The sequence below is a fragment of the Streptomyces sp. NPDC021019 genome, assembly GCF_044333295.1.
In the GTDB taxonomy this organism is placed as follows: domain Bacteria; phylum Actinomycetota; class Actinomycetes; order Streptomycetales; family Streptomycetaceae; genus Streptomyces.
In genome coordinates this window covers 1,815,288-1,834,876 of sequence record NZ_JBIRQR010000001.1, presented here as the reverse complement: position 1 = coordinate 1,834,876, position 19,589 = coordinate 1,815,288, and the positions used below count along the sequence as shown (strand labels likewise).

Sequence of the window (19,589 nt, the reverse complement as noted above, 5' to 3'; positions counted from 1 at the left end):
GGGCCGCCAGGTCAGCCGCCCGCCAGCAGGTGCCGGTAGCTGTCCGGGTTCTCGACCAGGAACTGCGCGAAGCTCTTGGCCGGGTGCCCGGTGAGCGTGGGCACCGCGTCGGAGACGGCGGCCAGCTCTCCGTTGGCGATGGCCTCGTACGAGGTGACCCAGCCGGCCACCTCCCAGTCCTCGGCCCCGTGGCCGGCCCGGGAGGCGTAGGCCTCCTCGCGGGTCTCGGGGACGTAGACGACGGGGCGCCCGGTGACCCGGGTCAGTTCGTCGGCCGCTTCGGCGAGGGTGAACGCCTCGGGCCCGGTGAGGTCGTAGACCCGGTCGTCGTGGTCAGTGCCCTCGTCCAGCAGCACGGCCGCCGCCGCGTCGGCGATGTCCTCGTGGGCGACGGCCGCCACCCGTCCGTCGCCGCCCGGCCCGCGCAGCACCCCGTCGGTCCCGGTCATCGCGGGCAGCCCCGCCAGATACCAGTTGTCCCGCAGGAAGGTGTGGCGGAGCTCGGCCGTACGGATGTGGGCCTCGGTGTCCCAGTGGTCGCGGGCGAAGGTGAACGTGGCGTCGGGAGCGGCCCCCTGGAAGGACACGTACACGATCCGCTCCACTCCCACCGCCACGGCGGCGTCGATCGCCGTGGTGTGCTCGCGGACCCGGTCGGGGCTTTCGTGGGCGGAGACCAGGAACAGCGTGTGGGCCCCGTCGAGGGCCCGGCGCATGGCCTCCGCGTCGCCGTAGCGGGCGGCGGGCGCGTGGTCGGCGCCGGGCAGGTCGGGGAGCCGGGCGGGGTCGCGGCCGAGGAGCCGTACGGGTACACCGGTCCGGGCCAGCCGTCGGGCGACCCGGCCGCCGACCGCTCCGGTCGCTCCGGTCACCGCGATGAGGGGGCCGATCACTGGGGTTCGTCTTCCTCTCGTCGTCCTCCGTCCCAGGGCCGCACCTCCACGACCGCGCCCACCGGGAGCGGTCCGTACAGGTGCGGGAACTTTTCGCCGCCGGGCTTCATCGCCTCGTACCGGACGGGGTCGGCGAGGCGGGCGGGGTCGACGACCAGGACCACGAGGTCCCGGTCGTCGTCCCCGTACAGCATCCGGGCCACACCGGGGAGTTGGTGGGGCAGCGAGAGATGGATGAAGCCCTCCTCCTGGAGGGTGCGGCCGCGGGTGGACATCTCGTACGTCCCTGTCCCGCCGGCCGCCTCCCAGAGAGGTGCTTCGGCCAGGTGCAGCAGCGGTTCGGTCATCGAACCACGCTAGCGGGCGGTGCTCGGCGCCTGCTAGAAGGTGCGGCGACGGGCCCTGCGCGTGGCCACGAGGACCGTGCCGCCGGCGGCGACCAGCGCGGCCGCGATGGACCCGATGATCCATTCGCCGCCCCGGGAGCCGGTGTCGGGCAGCTCACCCGGGTGGCTCGGCGAGTGCGTGGGGTGCGGCGGGTGGCCGGTGCGGGTGGGGGTGGGCGTGGGGTCCGTGGGGGTGGGCGTGGGGTCCGTGGGGGTGGGCGTGGGGTCCGTGGGGGTGGGCGTCGGATCCGTGGGGGTGGGCGTCGGATCCGTGGGCGTCGGCGTGGGGTCCGTCGGCGTCGGCGTCGGATCCGTGGGCGTCGGCGTGGGGTCCGTCGGCGTGGGCGTCGGGTCCGTCGGCGTGGGCGTCGGGTCCGTCGGAGTGGGCGTCGGATCCGTCGGCGTCGGCGTGGGGTCCGTCGGCGTGGGCGTCGGGTCGGTCGGCGTGGGCGTCGGGTCGGTCGGCGTCGGCGTGGGGTCCGTCGGCGTCGGCGTCGGATCCGTCGGCGTCGGCGTGGGGTCCGTCGGCGTGGGCGTCGGATCCGTCGGCGTCGGCGTCGGATCCGTCGGCGTCGGCGTGGGGTCCGTCGGCGTCGGCGTCGGATCCGTCGGCGTCGGCGTCGGGTCGGGCGAGCAGGTCGGCAGGTCGCCGTCGAAGGGGTACGCGTGGATCTCCTGGCCGCCCGACGCGCCCGCCGAGGTGTGGGTGAGCGAACCCGCCGTGTAGAAGCGGCCGTTGGTGCCGCTCATGCTGAGCACGGTGGTGCTCGTCGGCTGGCCCACCAGCACGCTGCCCTCGAACTGGGCCGGGCCGGTCAAGGAGAGGTCGGTGGCGTCAGGGAAGTTCCACAGCAGGTTCTCGCGGAGGCCCTCGTTGGGGAACGAGCCCATGAACGTGGCGACGCTGCGGGTGGAGCCGTAGACGTTGACGAGGACGGTCGCGCCCTCGGGGATGCCGTTGAACACGAACCCCGTGTTACCGCCCGCCTCCGACTCCAGGTCCGCGTCCACGTCGAAGATCTGGATCGCGGACGAGCCGTCGCCGGTGAACGTCATGACGTCGCCGGTCTTCACCCACGTGCCCGTCGCCTCCCGGTGCTCGTCGCCGTCGTACGCGTAGCACTGGCTGGCCTCGGTGAGCTGGGGGCGCAGCCCGGTGTACGGGGCGGCCGCGTCCTCGTCGAAGCGCGGGGCGGTGGTGGGGTTCACGGTGCCCGTGAGCTCACCCGCGTATGCGACGCGGCCGGAGTGCGTGCCCTCCTCGGCGAGCAGGCGCTCGCCGGCGGCGATGGTCACGTCGCCGCCCGCCGTCAGGTAGTCGGAGCCGTCCGGCGGCGGCACCCGCGAACCGACGCCCGCGATGCCGACGTTGTAGATCTGCGAGACCCCGTCCCGCTTGTCCATGTCGAAGCTGCCGAGGGTGACGACCTTCCCCTCCGCCTCGGCCGCCGCCTCCCGGACGAGGAAGTCCCCGCCGACGTAGACGTTGATGTTGCTGTCGAAGTTGGTGACCGGGCCGTTGTTGGGGTCGTTCCAGCTGGGCGGGCAGGAGCTGCCGAGGCAGGGTCCCAGTCCGCCCGGCAGCGGATCGGCACCCGCCGCCGGGGCCAGCACGCCCACCATCGCCGCGGCCGTGGCCACTGTCACTGCTGCCCGGATTGCGTTGCCGCGCCTGCGCGCCTTCTGTTCCATGCCGCGCAATATGCATGGTTAACGCTTAGTCATTTTGTATGACACGCCGCCCTTGTCTCTTTGTGTAGGCCTATAGGAGGTTTCTTCGCCGCGACACGCAGGCCGGAAGCGGTACGTCAGAGAGCCAGCAGCTTCCCCTCCAGCACGGGGTCGAGGCCGACGGCCGGGCGGTCGGCGCGCTGGGGCGCGACGCCGCCGAGGGCGCGCAGCCAGGTCCAGGTGTCCGCGACGGTCTCCTCGGCCGGGCGGCAGCGCAGTCCCGCGGCGTACGCCTTGGTGGGGTCGCCCCGGTGGAGCGTGTCGTACAGCTCGCCCGGGGGAAGCCAGATCGGCAGGTCGCTCCAGGGCTCGACCCCGGCGGCCAGCAGGACCTCCGGATCGGTCCAGCGCAGCTCGGCGTCGGACCCGGTGACGCGGACGCAGGCTTCCAGCAGCTCGCCCGTGGTCGTGTGGCCGGGGCGGCTGACGGTGTTGTACGCGCCGTGCAGCCCGCCCGCCGCCGCGTCCAGGATCCAGTCCGCCAGGTCCCGTGCGTCGATGTACTGGAGCTCGGTCCCGGGCCGGCCGGGGGCGATCACGGGTCCGCCCCGGGCGATCCGCGCCAGCCACCAGGGCAGCCGGCCGATGTTCTCCCCGGGGCCGATGATCAGCCCGGCCCTCGCCAGGAGGGCCCGGTCCCCGAAGGCGTCGAGGGCGGCCAGCTCACCGCCCCGCTTGGCCCGGTCGTACGGCACGTCCGCGCCGTCGTCGGGCGAGGCGCCGGCCACCAGCGGGCCGTCCTCGTCGAGCCCCGGGGCGGCCGGGTGCGCGTACACCGAGCGGCTGGAGACGTAACTGAAGTGCCCGGACCGGCCGGACAGCAGACGGGCGGCGTCGCGGACTGCGGCGGGCGCGCCGCTCCAGGTGTCGACGACCAGGTCCCAGTCCCGCCCGCCCGCCGCCAGCGCCGCGAGTCCGCGCTCACCCGCGGTCCGGTCCCCGATCAGCGCGCGCACGCCCGGCGGGGGCGCGTGGCGGCCCCGGTGGAACACCGTGACGTCCCAGCCCCGCTCCAGCGCGGCGTCGGTGACGGCCCGTCCGACGAACTCCGTACCGCCCAGCATCAGAAGCCTCATGGGACGACTCTGCCCGCCGGAAGGCGGCGGGGGAACACGAGCACGCTGCCAGCAGAACGGGGAACTCGCCGACGCGGGGCCGGGGCGCGGGCCGGCGGGACGCCACCGGCGCTAGCGGAGCGACGGCGGAGCGAGCGGATCAGGGCGTGCGCGCCAGCGGGGAGCGGTGGCGCAGCAGCCACTCGTGGTAGCCGCCGGCCCGCCGCGCCGCGTCGCGGTAGGCGTCCTCCAACTGCGCGTACACCACCGCGATGTCCGCCCCGGGCCGGGAGACCAGGAGCAGCCGCACCGCGAGCGGGTCCCCCAGCAGCGGGCGGATCGCCATGTCGTCGCGCGGGCCCGACGTCGGCTGGCAGGGCGCGACGGCCTCGCCGAGCACGACGAGGGAGGCGGCGGTGAGGTAGTCGCCGTGCAGGACCGGCGGGTTGAGCCCGGCGGCGCCGAGCACCCGGCGCACCCCGTCCCACTCGCCGTCCACCGTCGGATCGACCATCCACGGGTCGCCCGCCAGGTCCCCGAGCTCCACCACGTGGCGGCGGGCGGCGGGGTGGTCCCGGGAGAGCGAGATGAACTGCGGCTCCCGCTCGACGAGTACGCGCTGCTCCAGGCCCTCCGGCACGGCGAGCGGGGAACCCTCCACCTCGTGTACGAAAGCGACGTCCAGGCGGCCCGCCTCGACCGAGCACAGAAGTGCGTGGGCGGAGACGTCGACCCGCAGCGAGATGTCGGTGCCGGGCAGGGCGGCCCGCAGCCGGCGCAGCCAGCCGCCGATGACCCGGCTCGCGGTGCAGCCGATGCGCAGCAGGGATCCGCGCGGCCGGGCGGCCTCGGCCTCCGCCAGCGCCTCGGCGACCAGGTCGTTCATGCCATCCACGAGGGGCCGGGCCCGGCTCAGGACGGCCCGCCCCACGGAGGTCGGACGACAGCCGGTCCGCTCGCGGCGGAACAGCTCGGCGCCGAGCACGTTCTCGATCCGCCGGAGCTGGGTGGTCAGGGAGGGCTGGCTCACACCGAGGCGTCGGGCCGCCTGATGCAGGCTGCCCGCGTCGGCGATGGCGCAGAGCGCCCTGAGGTGCCTCACCTCCAGCTCCATGCAGCGGAGACTACGACCGCCGTACGCCGCGCACCAGACGTCGCAACCCCACCAAACAGCGTCAATTCAGGGAGTGTTGGGTCCTGACACATGTGACGATGCCGTGCCCGTGACGTGAGCATGGGATGCCCACGGGCGACTGACGTGCGGCGGGAGAGGATCCGGGCGGCGATAGGGCGGAGCTATCACCGTTCGACATCATCCCCCCGACTGTGCGCTGCACCACACTCTTCCCCGTACCGCCCCACGTCTTGTCCGCCCAGCGGACACCCCCACGGCGCGGGTTCGATCGGACAGGTAGGAGAAATCCCCCCATGAGACACCTCAGGACCGCTGTCGCCACCGCCGCCGCCGGGCTCGGCCTCGTCGCCGCGCTGGGCACCGCACCCGTGGTCGCCGCCGCTCCGGCCCCTGCCGCACCCTCCACCACCACCATCGCCGCGTACAACGGCTCGGGCGAGAACGCCGCCGCGAACCGCGCCTTCCTCGACGCGGTCATGAAGTCCGTCGCCGAGAAGCGCGCCGCCGACCCGGGCATCAAGGCCGTCACGGTCACCTACAACGCGTCGAGCGCGCCGTCCTTCCGCGGCGAGATAGCCAACAGCACGCGGATCTGGAACAGCTCGGTCTCCAACGTCCAGCTCCAGGAAGGCTCCAACGCCGACTTCACCTACCGCGAGGGCAACGACCCCCGGGGCTCCTACGCGAGCACCGACGGGCACGGTCGCGGGTACATCTTCCTGGACTACGCCCAGAACCAGCAGTACGACTCGACCCGGGTCACCACGCACGAGACCGGGCACGTGCTCGGCCTGCCGGACAACTACTCCGGCCCGTGCAGCGAGTTGATGTCCGGCGGCGGCCCCGGCCCGTCCTGCACCAACGCCCAGCCGGACGCCGACGAGCGGGCCCGGGTGAACCAGCTGTGGCAGAACGGCCTGGCCGCGCTCGCCCGCTCCGCCTCCTGACACCGGGACGCACCGGCGGTCCGGCGGCGGACGGCCGGGCCCGTGTCCCGGGACCGGCCGGCACCCCCCACACGACAGAGGACCGTTCCGTGCGCGGAACGGTCCTCTGCGCGGTCCGCGCCCGTGCCGGTCGGGCCGGCGCCGGGCGTGCGCGCCCCCGTGCCGGTCAGGCGTCGAACTCGCCGCGGACGAGGGTCAGCAGTTCGTCCTCGGTCATCCCGAGGTCCCGGGCGTCCGCGACGGCTTCGCGGACGCGCTCCAGCAGCCGGGCCCGCTGGGGCGAGGCGCCCGCGGTGATCGCCGCGCCCCGGCCGCGGCGGAGCTCGATGAGGCCTTCCTCGCGCAGCCGTTGGTAGCCGCGCAGCACCGTGTGGACGTTCACGCCGAGGGAGTCGGCGAGCACCCGGGCGGCGGGCAGCCGCTCGCCCGGGGCCACCGCGCCCTCGGCGACCGCCCGCCGGACCGAGGCGGCGATCTGGTCGCCGAGCGGGACAGTGGAGGTCGGATCGACCCGGAAGAGCATGGTCAGCGCCCCGTCCGCTGCCGGTCGAGCAGGGTGTTGAGCAGGGCCGCGCCGGTGGCCGAGTCGTCGACGGTCACGGCGAACTCGCGGCCACTCGTCAGGCTGACGACGATGGCCTCGCCCGATCGAGTGATGACACCGCTGCGCTCGGGACGTATCCGATAGCCCCAACCTCCGTACTCCGCAACCGCGTTGACGCGACGACTGTCCGCTCCCGCCATCCGCTCCAGCGGCACCCGCACCCGGGGCCGGGGCAGCAGGCCCGAGACGGTGAGGCCCCGCCGGTCCACGGTGACGTGGGGACGGCAGAAGGTGACCGTCACCAGGGCGAGGAGAAGGAGCGGACCCCCGACGAACCAGCTCTGCTCCAGGCCGACGGTGACACCGGCCGCCAGGAACACCAGCACGGCGACGGGCACCCACCACGCGCCGATCCCGCGCGCCCAGCCGGCCACCTCGCCGTCGGCGAGCGCGATCCGCTCCCGGCTCGCCGGATCCCGGTCGCCGCGGGGGTCGTCGGGCGCGGGGACGAGCCGGGACGCCAGTAGGCCGAGGGACCCGGCGAGGACGGCCACCCCGACGGCCACGACGATATGCCGGAGCGGGAAGCCGTCCGCCGGTCCGCCCTCGGAGGCGTCCACGTTGACGAACAGGACGGCGGTCAACAGGTATCCGAGGAACCCGGCGACGGCGAAGCCGCCGCCGATGAACCACAGGTGGGCGCGGCCGTGGAGCTTGCCGTTGACCGCGATGAAGGCCCACAGCGCGCCGAGCACGAGCAGCGATGTGGCGGTGTAGAGGAGATGGGCGGTGACACCCATGTAGCCGTCGGCGGAGCCGCCGACGTCGAAGTGGACGGCCAGCCGGGCGGGCAGCCGGTCCTTGACGGTGAGGTGGACGACGAGGTCGGTGAGGAGAGCGAGCACAAAGGGCAGGGCCGCGAGCGTTGCGCGGCCAAGGTTCTTGCTTGTCATGGAAAACCTCCGTTGTTCGCATGCTAGTAGAACAATGAGGCGAGAGCAACGGGGTGAAGCGCGTCCGCCCCGTACCGGGATGGGTACGGGGCGGGCGCGGTACGGGGGCGGACGCGGGCGATTCGGGCGCAGGGCCGTCCCGGGTCGGGCAGGCCGTCGGGCCGGGGCAGACCGGCCGGGCAGGTCCGTCAGGCCGGTCCGCCCCGGGTCCCGGCGGGCGGGCGCGGGCCGCCCGTCAGGCGAGTTCCAGCGGGAAGGCTCCCCGGTGGCCGGTGCCGGCGCCGTCGGCCGGGCGCACCTCGAACTCGTGGCAGCTCCAGACCTCCTGGACGAACCCGGACCGCTGGTCCCACAGCTCCAGCACGTCGCCCTCGCCCACCGAGTCCCGATAGGCGTCCTTGGCCCCCCGGAAACAGGCGAGCCCGCCGGAGAGCCCGCGCCCGGGGGCGGGGAAGTAGTCGGAGAAGGCGCAGGCGATACAGGTCTGGATCCGGACGCCGTCCGGGAGGGTGCGCTGGACGGCGGTCAGGGCGGCGTTGAAGTCGCGCTCGGCACGGGCCGATTCGTACACCGCGCCGTCCAGGTGGAGGGCGAGGTGGAGGTCCGGGTCGACCCGGCGCAGGGAGAGCAGGCAGCCGAGCGTGGCGTGTCGGAGCGTGCCCGCGACGAGGACGGGCAGCGGCAGATCCCACTCCAGTACGCAGTCGGTGAGCGCGCCGTCCGCGAGGGCGAACATCCCGCTCTCCGGCGGCATGCCGGCGACCGGCCCCAGGTCGTCGAAGCTCTCGCCCTCGAAATCGACCCCTCTGATCCGGATCCGGAGTTGCCGCCCGTCCGTGGTGAGAACGACGGCGTCGGAACCCTTGTGGTCCCGGTACCAGCCGGCCCACGACTCATCTGTCATGAGCAGGGACTGTAGCCCCTGCCCCGGGCGGCACTTCCGTACCCCCCCTGCGGGTTCAACCCGCCTGGGGTTCACGCCACATGGGGTACATCGGCGGGCCGTCCGGCAGGTCGACGGCACGGCCGAGGAAGCGGAATCCGAGCCGCTCGTACAGCGCCCGGCTCCGGGCACTGCTCGCCTCCAGATAGGCCGGCACCCCTTCCCGGTCGCAGCGCTCCAGCTCCACGCCGATCAGCTCCGCGCCGATGCCCTCTCCCTGGCGATCGGGGGAGACGCCGATCATCAGCAGATAGGCGTGGGCGCGGTCGTGCGGGTGCACGGCTCCGGTGAGTCTGCCCACCAGTTCGCACCGCTCGTTGTCGGGGTCGGCGGTCCGCCGCATCAGGGCGGGCGTGGGGTCCTCCTCCTCGGGGGCGCCGGCGGGCACCGCCAGCCAGAGCGCCACCGCGGCGCCGTCCTCGGCGATGTCGATACGGCCCTCGGCGAGGGCGACGTCGACGAAGACGCCGAGGAACCTGCCGTGGACCGCGCGCCGGTGCGCCTCGTCGGGGAACACCCAACTGCTGACCGGGTCGTGGTGGAACGCCTCCTCCATGACCGAGACGACCGACTCCCGGTCGCGCTGCTCCGCCCGCTGAATCCGTATGCCCATGACCGGCTGCCGCCCCTCCGTGCCGCTTTCGCCCAAACCACCTCCGGAATACTAGAGTTGATGGGGCGGCGCCGGTCGCACGAGGGGGTCAGCTGGTCCTGCGGGTGACGAATTCGGCCAGGGCCAGCAGGTCGCCGGCGGCGCTCGGGTCGGGGACCGCCCGGGAGAGGTGGTGGACCGCGCGGGCCATCCGGTCGGCGGCGCAGACCTGGGCCCAGTCCCGGCCGCCGGCCCGGTCCACCGCGTCGGCCGCCCGGCTCACCTCGGCGGCGGTGGTCATGGGTCCCCGGTAGAGCGTGGCGAGCTCGGCGGCGGCCGGGGTGCCCGAGGTGAGGGCGGCGACCACGGGCAGGGACTTCTTGTGGGCGGAGAGGTCGGCCCCGACGGGCTTGCCGGTGCGGTCCGGGTCGCCCCAGATGCCGATCAGGTCGTCGATGAGCTGGAACGAGAGGCCCGCCTCCCGCCCGAACCCGTCCATCGCGCGGACCGCCCGGTCCTCCGCCCCGGCGTAGAGGGCTCCGAGCGCGCAGGCGCAGCCGAGCAGCGCGCCGGTCTTGGCGGTGGCCATGGCGAGGCATTCGTCGAGCGTGACCTCGTCGGGGCCGCGCTCCTCGAAGGCGCAGTCCGCCTGCTGGCCCGCGCACAGCTCGATGACGCAGGAGGAGAGGCGGGCGGCGGCGCGGGCGGCGGCCGGGTGCGGATCCTCGGCCAGCAGCCGCTGGGCCAGGGCGAGCATGGCGTCGCCGGTGATGATGGCGTCCGGCACGCCGAAGACCGCCCAGGCGGTGGGCCGGTGCCTGCGGGTGGTGTCCTCGTCGATGACGTCGTCGTGGAGCAGGGTGAAGTTGTGGGCGAGTTCGACGGCGACGGCGGCCCGGACGGCGCGTTCCGGATCGCCGCCCAGCGCGCGGGCGGCGGCCAGCACCAGGGCCGGCCTGATGGCCTTGCCCGCCTGGCCGGCGGCCGGGGTTCCGTCGGCGTTCTCCCAGCCGAAGTGGTACATCGCGATGCGGCGTATGCCGCCGGGCAGCGACTCCACGGCCGATCGCAGATGCGGGTCGACGACGGCACGGGTGCGCTCCAGGAGCGCCGCGGCCTCGTGCCCTTCCGTCGCTGCGTCCGTACTGGTCATGGTCACGGTCACTCCCTGGGGCGAGGCGATGGGGTGCGGGCCCGGGGGCCCGGGCGGCGGCTGCCGCCCGGGCCCCCGGGGGGCGAACGGGGTCAGTGCCAGCGGCTGACCTCGACGTTCTCCAGCACTCCGAGGGCGTCCGGTACCAGGATGGCGGCGGAGTAGTACGCCGTCACGAGGTAGGAGATGATCGCCTGCTCGTCGATCCCCATGAAGCGGACCGAGAGACTCGGCTCGATCTCGTCGGGGATACCGGTCTGCTGGAGGCCGATGACGCCCTGCTCGGCCTCGCCGGTCCTCATGCAGATGATGGAGGTGGTGCGGGCGTCGGAGACGGGGATCTTGTTGGACGGGAAGATCGGCACCCCCCGCCAGGCGGGCACGTGGTGGCCGCCGATGTCGACGCTCTCCGGGACGAGTCCGCGCCGGTTGCACTCGCGGCCGAAGGCGGCGATGGCCTTCGGGTGGGCGAGGAAGAGCTTGGATCCGCGGCGGCGTGAGAGCAGCTCGTCCATGTCGTCCGGGCTGGGCGCCCCGTCGTGCGGCTGGAGCCGCTGCCCGTAGTCGCAGTTGTTGAGCAGTCCGAACTCCTTGTTGTTGATCAGCTCGTGCTCCTGGCGCTCACGCAGCGCCTCGACCGTGAGCCGCAACTGCTGCTCGGTCTGGTTCATCGGCTGGTTGTAGAGATCGGCGACCCTGCTGTGCACCTTCAGCACCGTCTGGGCGACGCTCAGTTCGTACTCACGCGGCGCCGCGTCGTAGTCGACGAAGGTGTGCGGGACGACCGCCTCCCCCACGTGGCCGGCGGAGAGGTCGATCGCCGCCTCCCCGTAGTGGTTGGTCCGCTGCTGCGGAATGGAGAGCAGACCGGCGAGATGGTCCTGCAGTGGCGCCGCGCGCTCCGCGAGGTTGTACACGTCGGCACGGCTCAGGGTGAGGAGCGTGCACGGGGTGAGCGCCCGGGCGGTGTACTCCCAGACGGCGTCGCCGTCGATCAGGCTCTGGTCGCCGAAGTACGCGCCGTCGGCGAGGACCCCGAGCTCCGTCTCGTCCCCGTAGGGGCCCGATCCGACCTTCGCCACCTTGCCGTGCGCCAGCAGGAAGACCCGGTCCGCCGCGTCCCCCGAGGCGGCGAGCACCTCCCCCGCGGCCACGTCCCGCTGCTCGCACCTGCGGGCGAGCTCGGCGAGCACCTCCTCGTCCCCGAACTCCCGCAGGGCGGGCAGCTCCCCCAGCTCCGCGGGGATGACGGACACCCGGCCCCCGGTCTGGACGAAGGTCACCCGGCCATCGCCGACCGAATAGCTGAGCCGACGGTTCACCCGGTACGTACCGCCCTGTACCTGCACCCACGGCAGCATCCTCAGCAGCCACCGCGAGGTGATCTCCTGCATCTGCGGCGCGGATTTGGTGGTCGTCGCGAGGTTCCGCGCAGCCGCCGTCCCCAGACTCTGCTGCGGCGGCGCCTGCGTGTCGCGAACCTCTTCACCAACGGACATCTGACGTCCTTTCGATCTTGGGCTGACCTGCGTGCAAAAGCCTTTCAGCAGGAGGACCGGGTCGCCATTACACAAAAGAGTGCGACTAATCCGCCTTCGGTCGGGGCACGTTGCTCCCTGTCGCCCGGCGGACCGCTTAATTTGCATCTCTCATGCAACTTATCTAGGGTGGGGCCATGCGGTTGACGAGATTCACCGACGTGGCGCTCCGCGTCCTCATGCGGCTGGCGGTCGCCGAGGGCCGGGAGCCGCCGACCACCCGTGAGGTGGCGGCCACCATGCGGGTCCCCTACACCCACACCGCGAAGGTCGTCGCCAGGCTCCAGCACCTCGGCCTCCTCGACGCCCGTCGCGGCCGGGGCGGCGGACTCACCCTGACCTCGGCCGGCCGCTCCGCGTCCATCGGCTCGCTGGTGCGGGAGCTGGAGGGGCCGGAGGAAGTAGTCGAGTGCGAGGGCGACACCCCCTGCCCGCTCCGCTCCGCCTGCCGACTGCGTGGAGCGCTGCGCGGGGCCCAGGAGGCCTTCTACGCCGCGCTGGACCCGATCACCGTCACCGACCTCGTCGCCTCCCCCACCGGCCCCCTGCTGCTGGGCATCGGCAGCGGCCCACCGCCCGACTGGACCCCGCGCGACTGAACCTCGCGCGGTCGAGCCCACGCACCGACGCGGCACGACCTCTGCCCTTGAATACGCATCTCACATTCCATTAAGGAGTTCCGTCATGCTCTCCGACCGGTCCGCAGCCACTGTCCGTGCCACCCTTCCCGCCGTCGGCGCGGCCATCGGGGACATCGCCGACCTCTTCTACGAGAAGCTCTTCGCCGCCCACCCCGAGCTGTTGCGGGACCTGTTCAACCGGGGCAACCAGGCCTCCGGCGACCAGCGCAAGGCCCTGGCCGGGTCCATCGCCGCGTTCGCGACCGCGCTGGTCGAGCACCCCGGCACCCGGCCCGACGTGATGCTGGACCGGATCGCCCACAAGCACGCCTCGCTCGGGGTGACCCCGGAGCAGTACGAGGTGGTGCACACCCATCTGTTCGCGGCGATCGCCGACGTCCTGGGCGACGCGGTCACCCCGGAGGTCGCCGCCGCCTGGGACGAGGTCTACTGGCTGATGGCGGGATCCCTGATCGCCGTCGAGGAGCGCCTCTACGCGCAGCGGGGCGTCCTGGCGGGCGATGTGTGGGACACCTGGGAGGTGACCGCCCGGGTCGAGGAGACGGAGGACGTCGCCACCTTCCTGCTGCACCCCGCCGAGGACACGCCCCCGCCCGCCTTCCGGCCCGGCCAGTACGTTTCCGTACAGGTCGAACTCCCGGACGGCGCACGTCAGATACGCCAGTACAGCCTCTCCAGCGCCCCCGGCTCCCGGCTGCGGTCGATCACCGTGAAGCGCGTGCGCGGCCAGGGCTCCCCCGACGGCGAGGTCTCCCGGCACCTGCACGAGCACACTCGCGCGGGTGACCTGCTGCGCGTCTCCGCCCCCTACGGGGACCTGGTGCTCGACCACCTGGACGCGCCCCTGCTGCTGGCATCGGCGGGCATCGGCTGCACCCCCATGCTGTCGATGCTGGAACATCTCGCCCAGGAGGGCCACGGCGGCCCGGTCACCGTCGTGCACGGTGACCGCTCACCGGCCGACCACGCCCTGCGCACCGACCACGTCCGGCTGACGGAGAAGCTCCCGGACGCCGAGGCGCACTTCTGGTACGAGGCCCCGGAGGCCGGGCAGCCCGCGAACCGCACCGGCCTCGTCGACCTGGCCGGCATCACCGTACGACCGGGGACGCACGCCTATCTGTGCGGCCCGCTCCCCTTCATGCGGGCCGTCAGGGCCCAGCTGCTGGAGGCGGGCGTCCGTCCCGCCGACGTCCACTACGAGGTGTTCGGCCCGGACCTCTGGCTGGCCTCTGCCTGAAGCCTCCTCCTGAAGCGGCGGAGAAACGGCGGAGAAACGGCGAGAGGCGACCATGGGCGGGTGAACGGCCCGCCCCGCCTCGACGCCCTCCCCTGCTGCCCCGGGTGCCCTCCCCGCTGCGGGAGGTCCGCGACGGACACTTCGCGCGCCACGGGGCGAGTCAGGTCGTCAACTGCCCGGGCCTGAGATCCCGCGCTTGCCGCCCGGGTCCTCACGGGCTGTGATGGACCGCCCGCACCGTCCTCCTCGGAGGTCGGCCTTCAAGGTGGTGCGGGCGTCGCGGGCCTTCCTGGTCGCGTGCTGGGCGGCCCGCGCCCCCGGCCTCCACCGCGCCCTGATCCGGATCACCGAGGGGGAGTTCGACTCCTACGAACCAACCTCGATCGAGGATTCCACGTGCACCTGCGCCGCCGAGGGGACAGCGGGATGGTCGACCGGTTCGCGGAGCACGCCGAGGAGCGGTGGGACCGGGGCGTACCGCAGACTCCGTGACCGCCCGGCGAGAGGGCACAGCGACAATGGGAGGGTGAGCCCGCCCGTAGACCTCGCCCGTGCACTTCGGCCCCGGCCTTCCTCCCCCTTGCAGGAGGTGCAGGACGACCGGTTCGCGCGCCGAGGCGTTCGACTGCTCCTGAAGCGGGACGATCTGATCCACCCCGACCTGCCGGGCAACAAGTGGCGCAAACTCGTCCTCAACCTGGAGGCCGCCGCCGGGCGCGCCGTGCTGACCTTCGGCGGCGCTTACTCCAACCACCTCCGGGCCACCGCGGCGGCCGGGCGGCTGCTGGGTTTTCCCACCGTCGGCGTCGTCCGCGGCGACGAGCTGGCGCGCCGGCCGCTCAACCCGTCGCTCGCCCGGTGCGCGGCCGACGGCATGCGCCTGCACTTCGTGGACCGTACGACGTACCGGGCGAAGGCCTCCTCCGAGGTCCTGGAGGGGCTGCTGAGCCTGTTCGGGGACGTGGAGGTCATCCCGGAGGGCGGCAGCAACGCGCTGGCCGCACAGGGCTGTACGGAGCTGGGGCGCGAGCTGGCCGGAGAGTGCGAGGTGGCGGCCGTGGCCTGCGGGACCGGCGGCACCCTGGCCGGACTCGCCGCCGGCCTGGGCCCCGGGCAACGGGCCCTGGGCGTCCCGGTGCTGCGCGGCGGCTTCCTCGGGCGGGAGGTGGAGCGGCTCCAGCGCGAGGCGTTCGGCGGCCCGTCCGGGAACTGGTCGCTGGACGAGCGCTTCGCCTTCGGCGGCTACGCCCGCTCCACCCCGGAGCTGGAGGCCTTCGCCGCGGACTTCGAAGGCCGGCACGGGCTGCCCGTGGAACGCGTCTACGTCGCCAAGCTGCTGTTCGCGCTGACCACGATGACCGAGGAGGGGGCATTCGCGCCGGGCACGCGGGTGAGCGCCGTGATCACCGGCACCCCCGACGCACGGCCCGTCGAGGAACCGCCCGTCTCCCGGTAGGCAGCCGCCTCCTCCCGGTCCAGCCGGCGCGGCGGCGTGCGCATCATCTCGACGTCGGTCCGCCACGCCCGGGCCCGTGCCACTCGGCGGGCCGCGCCCCGAACCCGTGGAGGCGGGCAGTCACCCCGTGCGACTGCGGCTCCGCCTGGTCCGTGGGGACGTCGGCTGCCGCGGTCCGTAGCCTCCGCGGCACGCCACCGGACACGTCCGGGCGACCGGTCACCCGGTGATGCGGAGCTTCGAGACGGGCGAGAGCCGGCGCCGGCGCTTCGAGGACGGTTCGATCGTCTGACGCCTGGGTACGTCAATGCGGCGCCGGTTCTTCGCAATTGGACGCCGCAGCCCCCTAGCCACTGTACGTACGCATGGTCTTACCATGAGTGACGGTCGGGGTGTGGGGCCCGTACGACACGGCATCATGGATCCGATAACGTCGCCGAGCCGAAGAACCGTCGACGGACCGCATGGCTCCGGGCCACCCTTCCCGGAACCTCGAAAGAGTTTGTGCCACCTTGGAGGTGAGGGTGTCCCAGATCGCAGGCGAGCCCGGGAATCAGGACTTCGTAGAAGTCCGGCTGCCCGCTGCGGGTGCCTACCTGTCGGTGCTGCGAACGGCCACGGCCGGTCTAGCAGCGCGTTTGGACTTCACTCTCGACGAGATCGAGGATCTTCGTATCGCGGTCGACGAGGCCTGCGCCATCCTGCTCCAGCAGGCCGTGCCGGGCTCCGTCCTCAGCTGCGTCTTCCGACTCGTCGACGACTCCCTCGAAGTGACGGTGTCGGCGCCCACCACGGACGGCCGGGCGCCAGAACGCGACACCTTCGCCTGGACGGTGCTCTCCGCACTGGCCGGCAAGGTCGACTCCACGGTCGCCGACGACCGTACGGTCAGCATCAGCCTCTACAAACAGCGCGGCGCGGGCCCCGGGCCGGCGTGAGCGACGGGAACGGGGACGGTCCTGTGCGGGACGAGACGATCCGATCCGGGGTGGTGCGCCCAGCAGGCATCCCGGAGCAACAGGCCCGGCCGCATCCGGTGGACGGAGCGGACGGGCCCGAGAGCATCGACGTCGCGGTGGAGCAGCAGTCGCAGGCAGGGCGGGCGGGCCAGATGAGCGAGCACGGGCACCACGATCCACACGACCGCAGCGGGGCCCGGGCCCTCTTCTTCGAGCTGCGGGAGCTGCCCGACGGTTCGGCCGAGAAGGCCGAGCTGCGCAACAGGCTGGTGCGGATGCACCTGCCGCTGGTGGAGCACCTGGCCCGGCGCTTCCGCAACCGCGGGGAGCCGCTGGACGACCTGACCCAGGTGGCCACGATCGGGCTGATCAAGTCCGTGGACCGGTTCGACCCGGACCGGGGCGTGGAGTTCTCGACGTACGCCACGCCCACCGTGGTCGGCGAGATCAAGCGCCACTTCCGGGACAAGGGCTGGGCGGTGCGGGTGCCGCGCCGTCTCCAGGAGCTGCGGCTGTCGCTGACCACGGCCACCGCGGAGCTCTCCCAGCAGCACGGCCGCTCGCCGACGGTGCACGAGCTGGCCGAGCGGCTGGGCATCTCCGAGGAGGAGGTGCTGGAGGGCCTGGAGTCGGCCAACGCGTACAGCACGCTGTCGCTGGACGTGCCGGACACGGACGACGAGTCGCCGGCGGTCGCGGACACGCTGGGCTCGGAGGACGAGGCGCTGGAGGGCGTGGAGTACCGGGAGTCGCTCAAACCGCTCCTGGAGGACCTGCCGCCGCGCGAGAAGCGCATCCTCCTGCTGCGCTTCTTCGGGAACATGACCCAGTCGCAGATCGCCCAGGAGGTCGGCATCTCGCAGATGCACGTCTCCCGGCTGCTGGCCCGGACCCTGGCGCAGCTGCGTGAGCGGCTGCTCGTCGAGGAGTAGGGCGAGAAGGGCGTCCGTCGGTTCAGGCCCCGGGGGTCGCCCCGGGGCCCCGGCGGATGCCCAGGTCCTGGGTGGTCGCCGGCTTGAGGGTGAGCACGAGGCCGGTGACGGCGACCGCCGCCAGGACGATCCCGGCGGGAATCAGCGCGCCCTGCGAGCGCAGCAGCGTCCAGGCCACCGGCAGCGCCATGATCTGGGTGATCAGCGCGGGCCCGCGGCTCCAGCTGCGCAGCAGCAGCAGCCCGCGGGCGGCGACCAGCGGGATCGCGCCGAGCGCGACCAGCGTGATCCCGACCGTCTCCGCCTGCTGTGTACTTTCCAGCTTCCCGAGCACCCCCATGACCAGCATGTAGACACCGCCGACGGCGAGCGCCAGGCCTTCGAGGGCGTTGACCCCGGCGAGAACGGTGATCCTGGTCGGGCGCTCCGCCGCGGAGGGTGACGGCGTGGAGGGGGTCGCTTGAGTACTCACGCCTTTCAGGTTGGCATCCCGGGGACCCGGAAGTGAAGCCGGGGTAGGGAGGAGCCTCCCCCGTTCGAGTGCACGACGGGGCGGCCGGTCACGTTCCGTCACCGAACTGGAGCGCAGTGGACCGGGACCAGGGCCTCTCGTTCGGATCAGGTCGGATCAGGGAGCGGGAGCCGGTGCGTGCAGCCGCAAGGCGGAGGATTGAGGCAGGCAACGCCGGAGGGGCTCCCTCCCTGTGCGAGCGAAGCCGAGAGCTCGGGGGAGCGCGTGCCGGACCTCGCGAGCCCGACATGATCCGAACGGGACGCCCTACAGCACCGGACCGCCCGGTAGGTAGGCTGGCTGTCATGCGCGCACTTCTCGTGGTCAACCCAGCTGCTACCACCACCAGTGCCCGCACCCGTGACGTGCTCATCCACGCGCTGGCCAGCGAGATGAAGCTGGAGGCGGTGACCACCGAGTACCGGGGGCACGCACGGGATCTGGGACGCCGGGCCGCGGACAGCGACGACATCGATCTGGTGGTCGCCCTCGGCGGTGACGGCACGGTGAACGAGGTCGTGAACGGGCTGCTGCACCGGGGCCCGGACGTGGACAGCCTCCCCAAGCTCGCCGTCGTTCCTGGCGGGTCCACCAACGTCTTCGCGCGCGCCCTGGGGCTGCCGAACGACGCGGTGGAGGCGACCGGCGCGATCCTGGACGCCTTGGAGAACCGGACCGAACGCACGGTCGGGCTCGGACTGGCGGCCGGCACCCCGGGGACCGAGGACGAGTCCGTCCCCGAACGCTGGTTCACTTTCTGCGCCGGCCTCGGATTCGACGCGGGGGTCATCGGCCGGGTCGAACAGAAACGCGAGCACGGGAAGCGTTCGACCCACGCCCTGTATGTGCGCCAGGTGGTGCGGCAGTTCCTGAACGAGGCCCACCGCAGACACGGGCAGATCACGCTCGACGTGCCCGGCCAAGACCCGGTGACCGACCTCGCGCTCTCCATAATCTGCAACACCGCCCCCTGGACCTACCTGGGCAATCGCCCGATGTACGCCTCACCGAAGGCCTCCTTCGACACCGCGCTGGACGTCCTCGGACTGAAGCGTCTGTCCACCCCGGCGGTGGCCCGGTACGGCACCCAGCTGCTCACTTCGAGCCCCGAGAAGGGGCCGCGCGGCAAGCATGCCGTTTCACGGCATGACCTCACGGACTTCACCTTGCATTCAAAGGTCCCACTGCCCTTCCAGATGGACGGCGACCACCTGGGACTGCGTACGAGCGTGACGTTCACAGGCGTACGCCGTGCACTGCGTGTGATTGTGTGAGTGGAAGGGCCTAAAGTCCTTTAACTCGAACGTTTGGACTGGGTCCCACCCCTAAGAAGTGCGCCTGTGACCTAGTCGACACCGAGGAATCAAAAAAAACTTTCCAGAAGGGGTTGTATCCGCCGCCGAGGTTTGCGAATCTCTACATGGCGATCGAGACGGCCCGCAACACCGGCCTCCACTGAGAGCCAGAACCCCTCCTCACCATCACAGACCACACCCAGTCCTTCTGGGGGTCGGCCCGTCATCTACGGGGGGATTCGTGAAAGCGTTCACATTCACAAGCAACAGACGTGTAATACCAAGGAGAGGTAGCAGCCATGGACTGGCGTCACAACGCCGTTTGTCGTGAGGAAGACCCTGAGCTTTTCTTCCCCATCGGCAACACCGGTCCTGCGCTGCTGCAGATCGAGGAAGCCAAGGCTGTCTGCCGCCGCTGCCCCGTCATGGAGCAGTGCCTGCAGTGGGCGCTCGAGTCCGGCCAGGACTCCGGCGTCTGGGGTGGCCTCAGCGAGGACGAGCGCCGCGCGATGAAGCGCCGCGCCGCTCGCAACCGGGCGCGCAACGCAAGCGCCTGAGCGAGAACCGCACCAAGCCTCAGCCCGGCGGCGCGTACAGAGCGTACGCACAGCCCCGCCTTCGAGTCGCAGCGCGCAGTACCCCGGAGCGCATCGCAACGTGAGCATCACGGAGCGGGCCCGGACCG

The 19,589-nt window shown here is 72.5% G+C and carries 20 protein-coding genes and 1 pseudogene; 9 read left to right on the top strand and 12 right to left on the bottom strand.

The features are described 5' to 3' along the window. Positions 1-11: 11 nt before the first annotated feature. From ACH4RG_RS08550 to ACH4RG_RS08530, 5 genes are all read right to left on the bottom strand, one after another. Positions 12-893 (bottom strand): SDR family oxidoreductase, encoded by an 882-nt coding sequence (locus ACH4RG_RS08550; RefSeq protein ID WP_397921444.1) that lies wholly within the window; start codon positions 891-893, stop codon positions 12-14. Further along, the gene (locus ACH4RG_RS08545; RefSeq protein ID WP_397921445.1) at positions 890-1,240 is read right to left on the bottom strand and encodes a DUF952 domain-containing protein; all 351 of its coding nucleotides are present in this window, start codon (positions 1,238-1,240) and stop codon (positions 890-892) included. The genes ACH4RG_RS08550 and ACH4RG_RS08545 overlap by 4 nt, the downstream gene beginning before the upstream one ends. Before the next feature lie 33 nt (positions 1,241-1,273). Next, a complete protein-coding gene (locus tag ACH4RG_RS08540) occupies positions 1,274-2,971 on the bottom strand; it encodes a choice-of-anchor A family protein (RefSeq protein WP_397921447.1) in 1,698 nt (565 codons plus the stop codon). Positions 2,972-3,087: 116 nt separating this feature from the next. Further along, positions 3,088-4,086, bottom strand: coding sequence for an NAD-dependent epimerase/dehydratase family protein (locus ACH4RG_RS08535; RefSeq protein WP_398539277.1), 999 nt, complete (start codon positions 4,084-4,086; stop codon positions 3,088-3,090). 139 nt (positions 4,087-4,225) lie between these two features. Continuing rightward, positions 4,226-5,179: a LysR substrate-binding domain-containing protein gene (locus tag ACH4RG_RS08530; RefSeq protein ID WP_397921451.1), complete on the bottom strand. Its 954-nt coding sequence runs from the start codon at positions 5,177-5,179 to the stop codon at positions 4,226-4,228. Between the two features lie 314 nt (positions 5,180-5,493). Here ACH4RG_RS08530 and snpA point away from each other — a divergent pair, with 314 nt between their 5' ends. Further along, entirely contained in the window at positions 5,494-6,147 is a 654-nt protein-coding gene (snpA, locus tag ACH4RG_RS08525) for a snapalysin (RefSeq protein ID WP_397921452.1), read from the top strand. Between the two features lie 166 nt (positions 6,148-6,313). Here the strand turns inward: snpA and ACH4RG_RS08520 are convergent, their stop codons facing one another. The 6 genes from ACH4RG_RS08520 to ACH4RG_RS08495 all read right to left on the bottom strand — a co-directional run bounded on the left by ACH4RG_RS08520 (position 6,314) and on the right by ACH4RG_RS08495 (position 11,831). Further along, complete coding sequence (locus ACH4RG_RS08520; protein ID WP_397921454.1) at positions 6,314-6,670, bottom strand: GntR family transcriptional regulator; 357 nt, start codon at positions 6,668-6,670, stop codon at positions 6,314-6,316. Between the two features lie 2 nt (positions 6,671-6,672). After that, entirely contained in the window at positions 6,673-7,644 is a 972-nt protein-coding gene (locus tag ACH4RG_RS08515; RefSeq protein ID WP_397921456.1) for a DUF1648 domain-containing protein, read from the bottom strand. Between the two features lie 235 nt (positions 7,645-7,879). Then, positions 7,880-8,548, bottom strand: a complete 669-nt coding sequence (locus ACH4RG_RS08510) for a DUF6304 family protein (RefSeq protein WP_397921458.1) — start codon at positions 8,546-8,548, stop codon at positions 7,880-7,882. A 55-nt stretch (positions 8,549-8,603) separates the two neighbouring features. After that, entirely contained in the window at positions 8,604-9,200 is a 597-nt protein-coding gene (locus tag ACH4RG_RS08505) for a GNAT family N-acetyltransferase (RefSeq protein ID WP_397921460.1), read from the bottom strand. A gap of 88 nt (positions 9,201-9,288) precedes the next feature. Continuing rightward, positions 9,289-10,332: a family 2 encapsulin nanocompartment cargo protein polyprenyl transferase gene (locus ACH4RG_RS08500; RefSeq protein ID WP_398539276.1), complete on the bottom strand. Its 1,044-nt coding sequence runs from the start codon at positions 10,330-10,332 to the stop codon at positions 9,289-9,291. 92 nt (positions 10,333-10,424) lie between these two features. Continuing rightward, on the bottom strand, positions 10,425-11,831 hold the full coding sequence (locus tag ACH4RG_RS08495) for a family 2B encapsulin nanocompartment shell protein (protein ID WP_397921464.1): 1,407 nt from the start codon (positions 11,829-11,831) through the stop codon (positions 10,425-10,427). A gap of 176 nt (positions 11,832-12,007) precedes the next feature. Between ACH4RG_RS08495 and ACH4RG_RS08490 the strand changes: the two genes are divergently transcribed. The 6 genes and pseudogenes from ACH4RG_RS08490 (at position 12,008) to ACH4RG_RS08465 (ending at position 17,098) form a co-directional block, all read left to right on the top strand. After that, positions 12,008-12,469, top strand: coding sequence for an RrF2 family transcriptional regulator (locus ACH4RG_RS08490; RefSeq protein ID WP_397921466.1), 462 nt, complete (start codon positions 12,008-12,010; stop codon positions 12,467-12,469). Positions 12,470-12,554: 85 nt separating this feature from the next. Beyond that, positions 12,555-13,751, top strand: coding sequence for a globin domain-containing protein (locus tag ACH4RG_RS08485; protein ID WP_397929237.1), 1,197 nt, complete (start codon positions 12,555-12,557; stop codon positions 13,749-13,751). 526 nt (positions 13,752-14,277) lie between these two features. Next, entirely contained in the window at positions 14,278-15,207 is a 930-nt protein-coding gene (locus ACH4RG_RS08480; protein ID WP_397929235.1) for a 1-aminocyclopropane-1-carboxylate deaminase/D-cysteine desulfhydrase, read from the top strand. A 76-nt stretch (positions 15,208-15,283) separates the two neighbouring features. After that, positions 15,284-15,499, top strand: a pseudogene (locus ACH4RG_RS08475) (hypothetical protein). A 232-nt stretch (positions 15,500-15,731) separates the two neighbouring features. Beyond that, positions 15,732-16,145, top strand: a complete 414-nt coding sequence (locus ACH4RG_RS08470) for an anti-sigma regulatory factor (protein ID WP_003966375.1) — start codon at positions 15,732-15,734, stop codon at positions 16,143-16,145. Next, entirely contained in the window at positions 16,142-17,098 is a 957-nt protein-coding gene (locus ACH4RG_RS08465; RefSeq protein WP_373429550.1) for an RNA polymerase sigma factor SigF, read from the top strand. The genes ACH4RG_RS08470 and ACH4RG_RS08465 overlap by 4 nt, the downstream gene beginning before the upstream one ends. A 22-nt stretch (positions 17,099-17,120) precedes the next feature. Here ACH4RG_RS08465 and ACH4RG_RS08460 read toward each other — a convergent pair whose 3' ends face one another. Then, positions 17,121-17,570 carry a hypothetical protein gene (locus ACH4RG_RS08460; protein ID WP_397929233.1) on the bottom strand — a complete coding sequence of 150 codons (450 nt, stop codon included), beginning with the start codon at positions 17,568-17,570 and terminating at the stop codon, positions 17,121-17,123. Positions 17,571-17,914: 344 nt separating this feature from the next. On the opposite strand from ACH4RG_RS08460, the gene ACH4RG_RS08455 reads away from it, so the two are divergent. Together ACH4RG_RS08455 and ACH4RG_RS08450 are read left to right on the top strand one after the other, a co-directional pair. After that, positions 17,915-18,883, top strand: coding sequence for a diacylglycerol kinase family protein (locus ACH4RG_RS08455; RefSeq protein WP_215105188.1), 969 nt, complete (start codon positions 17,915-17,917; stop codon positions 18,881-18,883). Between the two features lie 320 nt (positions 18,884-19,203). Next, positions 19,204-19,461: a WhiB family transcriptional regulator gene (locus ACH4RG_RS08450; protein ID WP_003953983.1), complete on the top strand. Its 258-nt coding sequence runs from the start codon at positions 19,204-19,206 to the stop codon at positions 19,459-19,461. The last annotated feature ends 128 nt before the right edge of the window (positions 19,462-19,589 follow it).